This window comes from Streptosporangium sp. NPDC001681 (assembly GCF_040298085.1).
Classification (GTDB): Bacteria; Actinomycetota; Actinomycetes; order Streptosporangiales; family Streptosporangiaceae; genus Streptosporangium.
This window is the reverse complement of the sequence record NZ_JBEOZN010000001.1, coordinates 109,012-121,325: the sequence shown is the minus strand read 5'-3', so window position 1 is coordinate 121,325 and position 12,314 is coordinate 109,012. Positions and strand designations below refer to the sequence as shown.

Sequence of the window (12,314 nt, the reverse complement as noted above, 5' to 3'; positions counted from 1 at the left end):
GTGCGCGTTGCTGGGAATGGTGCTGGCCGCCGGGGCCGGACGGCGTCTGCGGCCGTACACGGACACGCTGCCCAAGGCGCTCGTGCCGGTCGACGGCGACACCACGATCATGGACATCTCGCTGCGTAACCTCGCGGCGGCCGATCTCCGCGATGTCGTGGTCATCGTCGGTTACCAGGCGCAGGCCGTACACGAGCGCAAGGCCGAGCTGGAGCGGCGGCACGGCGTGAAGCTCACCCTCGTGCACAACGACAAGGCCGAGGAGTGGAACAACGCCTACTCCCTGTGGTGCGCGCGCGACTACTTCGACCAGGGCGTGCTCCTGGTCAACGGTGACACGGTGCACCCCGTCTCGGTGGAGGAGACGCTGCTCTCCGCGCCCGCGACCACCGACATCCTGCTCGCGGTCGACGACGTCAAGAAGCTCGCCGACGAGGAGATGAAGGTCACCCTCGACGGTGGCCGTCACCTGCGGCTGATCACCAAGCTGATGGATCCGGCCGAGGCCGCCGGTGAGTACATCGGCGCCACGCTCATCCGTCCCGGCATCGGTGAGCGCCTCGCCGACGCCCTGCAGGCCACCTTCGAGCGCGACCCGCAGCTCTACTACGAGGACGGTTACCAGGAGCTCGTGGCCCGCGGCGAGAAGATCGCGGTCGCCCCGATCGGCGACGTCCCGTGGGTCGAGGTAGACAACCACGACGACCTCGCCAAGGCGCGGGAGATCGCGTGCCGATACTAGCCAGGATGCTCCCGGCGCCCTTGTCCATGGAGGTGCGGCGGGGCGCGATCGCCCAGCTCGGATCGTTGCTGGCGGACAGCCGGGTGGCGACCTCCGGGCGGGTGGCGGTGGCGGTGGGGCCGGGCCAGGGAGACAGGATCACCTCGGTGATCGCTCCCTCGCTCGACGAGGCCAGGTTCTTCCGGGTCCCGGACGGATCGGTGGACGAGGCGGTCTCGCTCGGCGCCGAGCTGCGCAAGGGCGCGTACGAGGCGGTCGTGGGCATCGGCGGCGGCAAGACCATCGACGTGACCAAGTACGCCGCGTCGCTGGCCGGGATCCCGATGGTGGCGGTGGCCACCAACCTGTCGCACGACGGGATCTGCTCGCCGGTGGCCTCGCTGACGCACGACGGCGGCAAGGGCTCCTTCGGCGTGCCCATGCCGCTGGCCATCATGGTGGATCTCGATTTCGTCCACGACGCGCCCGCCTCGCTGGTCCGTTCCGGGGTCGGCGACGTGGTCAGCAACCTCTCGGCGATCGAGGACTGGCAGCTCGGCGCGAGCGAGCGCGGCGAGCCGATCGACGGCCTGGCCTGCGCGATGGCCCGCACCGCGGCGGAGGCGGTGATCGGCAGGGCCGACTCGATCGAGGCCGACGCGTTCCTGACCGTGCTGGCCGAGGCGCTCATCCTGTCGGGGATGTCGATGGTGGTCGCCGGGTCTTCCCGTCCTTCGAGTGGCGGAGACCATGAGATCCTGCATGCCGTGGATCAGCTTTTTCCCGGCACCTCCAACCACGGCGAGCTCGCCGGGATAGGTGCCGCGTTCTGCTTCTTCCTCCGCGAGGACTCACGGAGGCTCAACCAGGTCGTCGACTGCCTGCGCGGGCATGAGCTGCCGGTCAGCCCCACCGACGTGGGGCTGTCCGCGGCCCAGTTCACCGAGGCGGTCATGCTGGCGCCGGCCACCCGCCCCGGTCGCTACACGATCCTTGAGCACCTGCGCCTGTCGGAGTCGGAGATTCGTGATCGGGTGGAGGATTATGTCCGGGCCGTCGGTCGCTGAGCTCCGTGCGGTGGCCCAGCCGCACTCGACCATGGAACGCAACAGCGGCGAGCACTGGGCCGGCGTGCTCTACATGCGCAAACTGTCGATCTACGTCACCTGGTTCCTCGCCAAGACGCCGATCACGCCCAACCAGACCACCTGGCTGATGATCCTCACCGGGTTGCTGGCCGGAGTGGTGCTCGCGCTGCCCGGCCTCTGGGCGGCGGTGCTGGCGGCACTGCTGGTCCAGCTCTACCTGCTGCTCGACTGCTCCGACGGCGAGTTGGCCCGCTGGACCCGGCGCACCTCCATCACCGGCGTCTACCTCGACCGGGTCGGCCACTACTTCGCCGAGGCCGCCCTGCTCATCGGGCTGGGGTTCCGGGCGTCGGAGATCCTGCCCGACTGGTACACCGTGACGGGCTTCGCCGCCGCGCTCGGCGCCATCCTGATCAAGGCGGAGACCGACCTGGTCGACGTGGCCCGCGCCCGCTCCGGGCTGGTCGCGGCGAGTGAGGCCTCGGCCGAGCACTTCCAGTCGCGCGGGCTGGGCCTGGCGCGTAAGGCCGCGGCGGCGCTGAGGTTCCACCGGATCGTGCAGGCGGTCGAGCTGTCCCTCCTCGTCGTGGTCGCGGCGATCTGGGACGCGATCAACGGAGGGCTGGCCGCGACGAGGGTGCTCGTGGTGGCCTGCGTGGTCGTCGCGGTGCTGCAGATGATCCTGCATCTGATCAGCATTCTGGCGTCCAGGCGGCTTTCATGAGGAACCGGATGGCGTCCGGGCGCGTCGTAGGTGCGAACACCTTACTGTTTGGCAGGTGTTCGCCGACGGTTCCGATACGCTTGTTTCCCGGTAAACAAGGAAGCATTGACCCTGCCAGAATTGCCCGATCCAGCAGACTCGGTGATCATGAACGTATGCTCCGTACGTGCTTTCGACGCGTCAAGGCGATGACCCGTTGAAGATCTCGTGCGTCATCCTCACCATGGGTAACCGGATCCCAGAGCTGGACCGGGCGGTCGAATCCGCGCTGAACCAGGTCGACGGCGACGTCGAGGTGGTCATCGTCGGCAACGGCACCGATGTTCCCGAGCTGTCGGCCACCGTGCCCGAGGGGTCCTCGGCCTCGATCAGAAGCGTGCGGCTGAGCCACAACGCGGGCATTCCCGCGGGCCGCAACCGTGGCGTCGAGGAGTGCACGGGCGACGTCGTCCTCTTCCTCGACGACGACGGCTGGTACGCCGACCAGGGGCTCGTCTCCCACCTGCGGGAGCGCTTCTCCACCGAGCACGACCTCGCGGTCGTCTCCTTCCGGGTGAAGGACCCCGACGGCGGCATCGGCCAGCGCCGCCACGTTCCCCGCCTGCGGGCGGGCGACCCCGAGCGGTCCTCCCCGGTCACCACCTTCCTGGGCGGCGCGTGCGCCATCCGCCGGTCGGCGTTCCTCCAGGTCGGCGGGCTTCCCGAGCGCTTCTTCTACGCCCATGAGGAGACCGACCTGGCCTGGCGGCTCCTCGGTGAGGGCTACCGCATCGAGTACGACGCCAAGACGGTCATGTACCACCCACAGGTCCCCCCGACCAGGCACACGGACTTCTACCGGCTCAACGCCCGCAACCGGGTCTGGCTGGCCCGCCGCAACCTTCCCTGGGTGCTCGCGACGCTCTACCTGCTCAACTGGAGCGTGCTGACCCTGGTCCGCGAGCGCTCGGGGCCCGCCCTGCGCGCCTGGTTCAAGGGCTTCGGCGAGGGGCTCAGAGAACCCGCGGGGGAGCGTCGCCCGATGGGCTGGAAGACCGCCTGGCGCATGCTGCGCCTCGGCCGCCCACCGATCGTCTGAGTCCCGCTCCGGCATGGACGTCTACACTCTCGGCGAGGCCTTCGGCGTGGTCACCAGCGGCCGGATCCGCCATGAGCACGAGGCCAGGCTGGACGTCGCCGGCGCCGAGTTCAACGTCGCGATCGGGCTGTCCAGGCTCGGCCACCGGGTGAGCTGGCTGGGCAAGGTCGGCGGTGACGAGCTGGGGTCCAGGATCCTCACCGTGCTGCGCGGCGAGGGGGTGGACGTCTCCGACGTCCGGGTGGACGAGGGATCGCCGACCGGGATGCTGCTGAAGGAGTCGAGGCTCGGTCAGGCCGCCAGGGTCACCTACTACCGCACGGGTGCCAGGCTCGCCCAGGGGAACGTTCCCGTCGACCGGGTCGCGGCCTCGCGCGTCCTGCACGTCAGCGGGATCACCGCCGCGCTGAGCGCGCGCGACGCCATGCACGCCGCGGTACGGGCCGCGCGGACCGCGAGGGTTCCCGTCTCGGTGGCGATCGACTACCACGACCAGCTCTGGCCCGACCTGCGGGAGGCCGAGGAGATCCTCAGCGTGCTGGCCTGCTCGGCGGACGTGCTGTTCGTCCGGCAGAGCGAGCTCGACCTGGTCAAGCCCGCGCTCGCCGGAGACCGCGAGGTCATCGTGATACGCGGCGCCCGGGGGGCGAGCGTCCGGGTCGACGGCGTCCGCCACGACGCCGCCGGCATCTCCGCGCCGGTGGTCGATCCCAACGGCTCGGGGGACGCCTTCGTCTCGGGCTATCTCAGCGCGGCGCTGGAGGGACTACATCCGACCGACCGGCTGCGCCGCGGGTTCCTGCTCGCCGCCTTCGCCTCGTCCGGCCCCAGCGACTGGCAGGGCCTCCCGACCAGAGCCGAGCTGCCCCTGCTGGAACTCGACGGCTGACTCCGTACCGGGGCCGCCGTGCCAGGCGACCCGCCGGACGGGCCGGAGCCGTTCACCCGGTCGTTATCCGGTCGCTCGCCGCCCCCGGTTAAGTGATCATTGACGTATGTCCGCACGTGAGATTGTTGTGCTCGGTTCCGCCAGTGCGGTTCCCACCCGTACCCGTAATCACAACGGCTATCTGCTGCACTGGGACGGGCACGGCCTGCTGTTCGACCCGGGGGAGGGGACGCAGCGGCAGATGATTCACGCCGGGTTCAGCGTGCACGACGTCAACTGGATCTGTCTGACCCACTTCCACGGCGACCACTGCCTCGGAGTGCCGGGAATCGTCCAGCGGATGTCACGTGACGGGGTGGCCGAGGCGAACGCGGCCTTCCCCGCCAGCGGTGCGCTCTACTGGGAGCGGCTGCGGCATGCGACGATCTTCCACGACACCATCCGGATCCGTGAACAGCCGCTCGGCGGCTCCGTGGTGGAACTCGACACCGCCGACGCGCCGTTCACCCTGACGGCCCGCCGGCTCGACCATCCGGTGGAGGCGTACGGCTATCGCCTGGTCGAGCCCGACGGCATCACCATGCTGCCCGACGAACTCGCCGCCCGAGGCGTGCACGGTCTCGCCATACGTCGGCTGCGGGAGGACGGCCAGGTCACCGCTCCGGACGGCACGGTGGTGACCCTGGGCGAGTGCAGCGTGCATCGTCCCGGGCAACGGTTCGCCTTCATCATGGACACCCGCCTCTGCGACGCGGTCTTCGAGTTGGCCGACGGGGCGGATCTGCTGGTCATCGAGTCGACCTTCCTGGACGAGGACGCCGCGCTGGCCCGTGACTACGGCCATCTCACCGCCGGCCAGGCCGCCAAGCTCGCCTCCGAGGCCGGCGTCCGGCGGCTGGTCCTCACCCATTTCTCCGAGCGGTACCGCGCCGAGGACGAGCACCGCTTCGCCGACCAGGCGGCCGCCGCGTTCCGCGGCGACGTCGTCGTCGCCCACGACCTCGACCGCGTCCCGGTCCCACCCCGCAGACGGGTGTGAACGCCGCCGCCCGCCGGGTTCGGCGCGAGCATCAGGTTCCTGGGGCCTCGGTCAGGGGCGGCTCCCAGGTCCAGGTGGTTGTTCATGGTGCAAAGTCACGACAAGCGGGCAGACTGAAGGTGTGAATACCCGGTCGCGGTACGCCAGTCGCCGTGTTTACCTCGTGCCTGCCGACCTGAGTGAGTTGACCGGGCCTGTGACGGGGGTCGTGGAACTTCCCACCCATCTGGACTGGTCCGAGCAGCGCGTCTACGACCTGACCGACGACGGCCAGCTCGGGCTCATGTACGAACGCGTGATCCGCGAAGCGGTTCACCTCGACGATCTGCGTAAGCATCTGAACGGCGCGGTGCTGATCCGTATCTGGTCACGTCTTTACCTGCCGATCCAGGCCAGGCACACATGGGAGACTCGCTTCCGGAATCTGGTGCGAGCGGCATAGCACCCACGAACTCGCCACACGAATCGGTCTGGCATCGACGGAACGCTTCGGCTTCGCGCTCGCCGGCGGTTATGCCGTTCAGGCTCACGGCTTTCTTACTCGCCGTTCGGAAGACGTAGATCTGTTCACATCGACGTACTCCATCCAGACGACGCGGTGGGAAACAAGGTGGCCGCTCTCTACGGCAGAGCCGAGGTCCGCGACTTCGTCGACGTGGATGCTGTCCTGCGCAGTGGCCGCTACAACACCGATGACCTGACCCGTTTGGCCACGAATGCCGACCCAGGCTTCGACAGGGCGATGTTCGCGATCGCGCTGTCCGCGCTGGGCCGCATACCCGACCAGGCACTGGCTTATCACGGCCTCGGCGACGAGGAGATCCGGCAACTTCGCGAGCGTTTCCGGCAATGGGAGAGGGCCCTCAGCCCTGATCGCTGACGAGGGGACAACTCCCCAACCCGTGCCTTTGCGTTACTAGGGCTCCTTGGCCTCGTTGAAGGTCATGGCCATGTGGGAGACCGTGGTCGTGGCCAGGGCTCGTCTGGGCAGGCCGAGTTCGCTCAGTTCCTTGGCGATCGGGTGGTTGCCCAGGCGGATCAGGGCGCCGCCGGGGCGGGCGCGGATGCCGCGGGGGGACATCGACCACGGGATGCGGCGGGTGACGCCATCTGAGTGGCTGTAGGCGTCGAGGGCGGTCATCATGCCGGTGCCCGGCACCGGGACGCCGGGTTTGATCAGCAGGTCCAGCACCAGGCGGCCGTCCTTACGCAGGATGCACCGCTTGTAGGGGGAGGACGTGCGCAGGTCGATGTCGGCCAGTTCCTTGGGAAAACCCCAGATCGTGCGGCCCGCCTCCAGGGTGAAGCCCTGGTCGACCGGGAGCCAGTGGACGAACGCCCCGGCGCCGGTCCTGCGTAGCTCGGACAGGTTCGCGCGCAGCCCGCCGCCGGGAGCGTGGTCCGCGCCGGGTGGCCTGGCCAGGAAGGCGATGCCGAACTCGTGGTAGGGGCCCAGGTCGCCGTCGCGGTAGTCGGCGAACATCAGCGTGCACAGGGCCTTGCGGGGCAGCACCTCGGCGACGTCGAGGTGGGAATAGGCGATCACGGCCCGTGCGGCGTCCGCCCGGACCAGGTAGGAGGCGCTGCAGACCATGGCGTCTCGGACGCGGACCGGCATGGCGATCTCGCGCCCCTGAATCAGATGGCGTGCCATGCCTCCAGTAGACCAATCTCCAGGCCGGACGTCACCGGTCTGCCCGCCCATTCCTCCAACCGCCCGACGAACGCGCCCGCGTGGTCCGGCCAGTTGTGGTGGGCCAGGGCCTCGGCGTGGCCGCGCCCGCCCATCTCCGCGGCCCCGGTGGGATCGTCCCGCAGCGTCAGCACCGCGCGCACCGCCGCCCCGACGTCGCCGAAGGGGACGACGGCCCCGCAGCCGGTCCGCTCGACCAGGGCGGCGACGGCGGGCAGCGGCGTGGTGACCACGGGGACGCCCCGGGACATGTAGTCGATGATCTTGGCCGGTACGGGCCGGTGGCCGGGCGCGTCGTGCGGGAGCGACAGCCCGGCGATCGCCCCCTCGGCCATCCGCAGCGCGTGCCGGTTGGGCACATAGCCGTACCAGTCGAGCAGGCCCTCCCGCTGCGCGTCCCGGAGCAGCGGCCTGACCTCGGCATCGGCGGCGCCGATCAGGTCGAGCCTGATCCCGTGGGGGAGCAGCCGCCTGGCCGTCTCGATCAGCTCGGCCACGCCTCCGGCCTCGGAGAGGTGACCGATGTGGACCACCCGGTCGCGGCCGGGCCGCGCGGGCGGGTTCTCGGGTACGCAGGCGGTGTTGGGGACGACCGGGTGGGGCAGGGAGAAGCGGTCCCGGTAGGAGTCGTCGGCCAGGATCAGGCGCAGCCGGTGTTCCGCTCGGGCCTCGATCCGGCGTACCAGCGAGGGCAGGGCCCGGTGCCCGGGTGTGGCACCGGCCTCACCGCGTACGTCCCAGACGGTGGTGGGGCGGCGCCTGGGCAGGCGGGAGAGCAGCTCCGGGTCGTACACGATCAGCAGGTCGGCGCCCTCGACCCCGCGGCTGAGAGCTCCCCTGGCGGCCTTCAGCGCGCGCCTGCGGCGGTTGCCGATCGCCCGGGGCACGTCGATCGCCCGGATCCGCGGATCCGGAGTGACGTTGCAGTCGGTGAAGGGGGCGACGTAGGTGATGTCGTGCCCGGCGTCGAGAAGCGCCCGGATCTGCCGATGCGCGATCCGGGCGTCTTCTGGATGATGAACGATTGTCGCGACGCATACCCGCATATGCCGATGCTGGGTGGCTGTTCCGTCAGCACCGGATGTGTTGAGTTAATTACCGGGGAACTGCCGCTGAACTCTCCTTGGCGGCGGGCGCGGCCTCGGTGGTGGGCGTGGCCTTGGCGGCGGGGGCCGAGGACGGTCGCCGGTAGAGCCATACCAGCCTGGGTTCGAGCAGCCACTTGAAGAGTTTGCGGGTCTCCGGCAGGCAGAGCACGATGGCCAGGGCCAGCGAACTCGACGCGATCGCCGCCACGCCCAGCGGGCCGTACAGCCAGGGGAAGCTCAGCCAGCCCTGGTCCTTGGCGATGACCACCACGACGCCGTGGAGCAGGTAGGCGTACAGGGTGCGGGTGCCGAGGTCGGAGAACCAGGTCTCGCGGCGGGGTACCAGCGCGAGCACCGCGGCCGTCATGATCAGCGCCGCGACCAGCACGGCGGCGCGCACGCCGAAGCCCATCCACCAGGACATGTCCATGGCCTTGAAGCTGTAGCGGAAGTAGATCGGGGCGCGCGGGACGTGCGGCGCGATGAGGATCGCCACCCCGGCGGCCCCGACCAGGACGACCGCGGAGGTGATCTTGACCCAGGTGGGCTTGAGCAGGTCGAAGTGCTCGGGCTTGAGCAGCAGGCCGAGCACGTAGAACGGCAGCAGGCCGAAGAAGCGGTCGATGCTGAAGTCACCGGAGATCTCGGAGAAGCCCGCCGCCATGTAGATGACCACCGCGACCAGCAGCGGTTGCCGCATCCGGGTCCAGATGGGTGTGGAGATCCGCCAGAGGACCAGGGCCACCAGGTACCAGTTCAGCCAGGCCGGATCAATTATCGTCAGCGTCCACTTCTGGCCAAGCCCGTAGCGGAGCAGCGCGTAGCCGATCTCCACGACCACGTACGGGATCAGCAGTGTGTCGACCAGCTTGTTGATCTTCGCGTTGGAGTGCCAGAAGTTGCGGCCCAGGTAGCCGCTGATCAGCACGAACGCCGGCATGTGGAACATGTAGATGAACAGGTAGGCCGCGCTCGCCGAGTCCGCCTTCAGGGTGGGAACCAGCGAGTGGCCCATCACCACCAGGGCGATCAGGACGAACTTCACATTGTCGAGATACGGCTCGCGCTTCTTCTTGGCAGGGGGAGCCGCGGGCTCCTCCTCGACCTGCGACTCGCGCTCCCGCTCCGCCCGCAGCTCCTGCTCGGCCTGCGGGCCCTGGTTCCAGAACGAGGATTCGCTCTCCCGGTGGTTGTTCTCCCAGTAGGAGAAGGGGCGCTCGCTGCCCGCGGGCGGCGCCTGCCGGGGGGGCGTGGCGGTCTGCGGGTGCCCGGCGCCCGGGAACATCCCGGGACTCGCGGGCTGCCCGGGAGCCTGGGGCGATCCCGCGCCGGGCACCTGGCCGGGTGCCTGGGGCTGGGGGGCGACGTAGGGGTGCGTGCCCGTCTGCGGCTGCGACACGGGCGGCGGGGCCCAGTCAGGCCGGGGGAGGGGCACCTGGGGGGCGCCCTGTGGGGAGGAGGCTTCCCGCACCCAGGACGGCTCCTGGGCCCACACCGCACTCTCCTGGGCCCATCCGGTGCTCTCCTGAGCCCAGGTGGTGCTCTCCTGCGTCCAGGACGGGCCGTCCTGGGTCCACGGCTGGGGCGTCTCGCGGGCCCAGGTGGACTCCTGGGGCACCGGTTCGGGCTCCAGGGGCTTGGACAGGTCGAGCGGGTCGCCGGGGTAGGGCTCCCGATATGCCGGGTAACCGCCCCACTCGGTGACCTCGCCGGGGCTCTCCTCCTCCCGGGCGTTCCGGGTTTCGTGCCGGGACGGACGGCCGGCGACCGGGCCACCACCCGGCGGCTCCGGCCACGTGGGCTGGTGCCCGCCGGGCGGCTGCGCCTGGCCGGGCGTCGGCCACGGGGCGGGCTTCCGGCCCTGTCCGCCGTCGGAACCGCCGTCGTCCTGGGGGGCCGGCACCTGGAAGGATCGGATGTCGCTCACGAGGGGAAGGCTCAGCTATCTGTCGGAGACCGGGGAGTAGTCGGGCAGACTGGCGGGGGCACCCGGGGCGGGCCGGGTGATCGTTCGCCTCACCGCCCCGACCACCCTAAACCGACTGTGAGCCCGCTGTCGCACACGCGCACTCTGATTAGGGAGGTTCTCGGGTAATCGTGACTGTCCAAAATCCGGGAACGGCGGGTGCTCGCCGTTTTCCCGGGCGATGGCGCTCCGTTGCCCGGTGTTGGATGTCCGGTTCGCCGGGCTGCGCCGTGACACCCGGTCGTCCGGACGCCGTGGCCTCGCCGCTCGGCCCGGTCACGATGCCCGGTCACGAGATCCGGTCACGAGGTTGGGCAGGGGCGTCCGGGCACGGTGCTCCGCCCGGACGCCCTCGCCCGGCCGTGTACCGGGCGAGAGGGTCAGGTGCAGGGGTTGGTCTTGCTGTCGACGACCTTGTCCGTGAGGGCGTCCGGGATCTTGGGAAGGGCCCGGACCCCCGGCCAGTCGGCACCGATGATCAGCTGGATGACCGGTCCGGTCGGGGCCTTGGCGCCGGGGGTGGGTTTGGGGGCCGTGGGCGGCGTGTACTTTTCGGTGGTGACCGGCTTGACCTTGCCCGCGGCCGGGGTGCGCTTGTCGCCGGAGAGCCTGGCGGCCACCGCGTCGCCGTAGGCGGGGCCGTCCTCGGTGTCCTTCTTGGCGTAGCGCACCGTGGTGGTGGACACGTTGCCGGTCGCCGGGCGGGCGTTGCCGACGTGGGTGACCACGAAACCCTGCTCCGCCAGCTCGTCGGCCACCTGCTTGGCCCGGCCCGGGGTGTCCGTGCCGTTGAACACCTGGAGCCTGACCTGCTCGCGGTTGACGGTCTTGACCTTGGTGTCCGGGGGCGGGGTGACCTCGGTGTCGCTCTTGATCGCGGCGAAGAGCTGGTCCGCGTACGGCTGCAGCCAGGCGACCCGGTTCGGGTCGTCCGGGTGCGGGCCCCACGGGACGGTGATCAGCTTGACGCCGCTCGCGGTCAGCTTCTGGGCGCTCTGCCCGATCTGGAGCAGGGTGCCGGTGTCCTTCGCGAGGTCCTCGTCCATCCGGACGGACTGGGCGGCGACCTTGATGAAGTTCTGCAGTTTGAAGGGGTCGGTCAGCAGCTCGCTGCTGGTGGCCTTCTTGACCACCTGGCTGAGGAAGACCTGCTGGCGCTTGATCCGGCCGATGTCGCTGCCGTCGCCGTAGTTGCGCAGCCGGACGTAGCCCAGTGCCTTCTCGCCGGCCAGCAGGTGCCAGCCGGCCGGGAGGGTGAGCTTGGACTTCTTGTCGTCGACCGGCTTGGTCAGGCAGATCCGGACGCCGCCGAGGGCGTTCACGATGTTCTTGAAACCGGTGAAGTCGACCTCGACGAAGTGGTCGATCCGGATGTCGGTGAGCGATTCGAGGGTGGAGATCGTGCAGGTGATGCCGCCCTCGTTGTAGGCGGCATTGATCATCTCGGTGCGGGCCGCCACCGGCGCGCCGGTCTCCGACGTGCAGGCGGGCATGGCGACCACCGAGTCGCGGGGGAAGCTGACGAACGTCGCCTTGTCGCGGTCGGGCGCGATGTGCATGAGGATGATCGTGTCGGTGCGCTTGCCCGCGTCGGCCATCTTCTGGCCGTACTTCAGGTTGTCGCCCTCGCGGGTGTCGGAGCCCACGATCAGCACGTTGAGCGCGCCTTTGACCGCGGCCGGCCGGTTGTTGCCCAGCTTGCCGGTCAGGTTGACCGTCTCGACCTCGCCGAGCGTGTCCCGGTAGACCTTGTAGCCGCCCAGGGTGCTGAGCACCAGCAGGCCGGTCGCCGCGATGCCGGACCAGGCGCCGATGCTGAGCCGCCTCTGCTTGCGGCCCCTACCCTTCGGCGGAGCATCCTTCGGCTGCGGTGGAGGGGCCGCCGGAGGCTGCTCGGGGGGAGGGCCCTCCCCGCCCGCGCGCCGGGCCCCTCTGCGGCCGTGGGAGGCGGGTGCCGTCCGCTGGTCTCTCACGGAAGCCTGCCGGTGGTCGCTCATCCGATTCCCCTGCTTGGCGGCATCGTCCGGT

The 12,314-nt window shown here is 70.0% G+C and carries 12 protein-coding genes; 8 read left to right on the top strand and 4 right to left on the bottom strand.

Annotated features, from left to right (window positions below; all coding sequences use genetic code 11):
- Positions 1-7 precede the first annotated feature (7 nt).
- From ABT130_RS00505 to ABT130_RS00470, 8 genes are all read left to right on the top strand, one after another.
- Positions 8-742, top strand: a complete 735-nt coding sequence (locus ABT130_RS00505; protein ID WP_030907488.1) for a phosphocholine cytidylyltransferase family protein — start codon at positions 8-10, stop codon at positions 740-742.
- Positions 743-747: 5 nt separating this feature from the next.
- A complete protein-coding gene (locus ABT130_RS00500; RefSeq protein ID WP_350951735.1) occupies positions 748-1,788 on the top strand; it encodes an iron-containing alcohol dehydrogenase family protein in 1,041 nt (346 codons plus the stop codon).
- The gene (locus ABT130_RS00495; RefSeq protein WP_030907483.1) at positions 1,766-2,533 is read left to right on the top strand and encodes a CDP-alcohol phosphatidyltransferase family protein; all 768 of its coding nucleotides are present in this window, start codon (positions 1,766-1,768) and stop codon (positions 2,531-2,533) included. The genes ABT130_RS00500 and ABT130_RS00495 overlap by 23 nt, the downstream gene beginning before the upstream one ends.
- Before the next feature lie 196 nt (positions 2,534-2,729).
- Entirely contained in the window at positions 2,730-3,611 is an 882-nt protein-coding gene (locus tag ABT130_RS00490; protein ID WP_350921116.1) for a glycosyltransferase family 2 protein, read from the top strand.
- 13 nt (positions 3,612-3,624) lie between these two features.
- Positions 3,625-4,500 (top strand): sugar kinase, encoded by an 876-nt coding sequence (locus tag ABT130_RS00485; protein ID WP_350951648.1) that lies wholly within the window; start codon positions 3,625-3,627, stop codon positions 4,498-4,500.
- Between the two features lie 106 nt (positions 4,501-4,606).
- Positions 4,607-5,539 carry a ribonuclease Z gene (locus ABT130_RS00480; RefSeq protein ID WP_350951647.1) on the top strand — a complete coding sequence of 311 codons (933 nt, stop codon included), beginning with the start codon at positions 4,607-4,609 and terminating at the stop codon, positions 5,537-5,539.
- Between the two features lie 208 nt (positions 5,540-5,747).
- Positions 5,748-5,981, top strand: a complete 234-nt coding sequence (locus tag ABT130_RS00475) for a hypothetical protein (protein ID WP_350951646.1) — start codon at positions 5,748-5,750, stop codon at positions 5,979-5,981.
- Positions 5,982-6,014: 33 nt separating this feature from the next.
- Positions 6,015-6,419, top strand: coding sequence for a nucleotidyl transferase AbiEii/AbiGii toxin family protein (locus ABT130_RS00470; protein ID WP_350951733.1), 405 nt, complete (start codon positions 6,015-6,017; stop codon positions 6,417-6,419).
- 36 nt (positions 6,420-6,455) lie between these two features.
- Here the strand turns inward: ABT130_RS00470 and ABT130_RS00465 are convergent, their stop codons facing one another.
- The 4 genes from ABT130_RS00465 to ABT130_RS00450 form a co-directional block, all read right to left on the bottom strand.
- Entirely contained in the window at positions 6,456-7,193 is a 738-nt protein-coding gene (locus tag ABT130_RS00465) for an acetoacetate decarboxylase family protein (protein ID WP_350951644.1), read from the bottom strand.
- Positions 7,178-8,278: a glycosyltransferase gene (locus ABT130_RS00460; RefSeq protein WP_350951642.1), complete on the bottom strand. Its 1,101-nt coding sequence runs from the start codon at positions 8,276-8,278 to the stop codon at positions 7,178-7,180. Before ABT130_RS00460 ends, ABT130_RS00465 begins: the two co-directional genes overlap by 16 nt.
- A gap of 49 nt (positions 8,279-8,327) precedes the next feature.
- A complete protein-coding gene (locus ABT130_RS00455) occupies positions 8,328-10,247 on the bottom strand; it encodes an acyltransferase family protein (RefSeq protein ID WP_350951640.1) in 1,920 nt (639 codons plus the stop codon).
- A 419-nt stretch (positions 10,248-10,666) separates the two neighbouring features.
- The gene (locus ABT130_RS00450; protein ID WP_350951638.1) at positions 10,667-12,283 is read right to left on the bottom strand and encodes an LCP family protein; all 1,617 of its coding nucleotides are present in this window, start codon (positions 12,281-12,283) and stop codon (positions 10,667-10,669) included.
- Between the last annotated feature and the right edge of the window lie 31 nt (positions 12,284-12,314).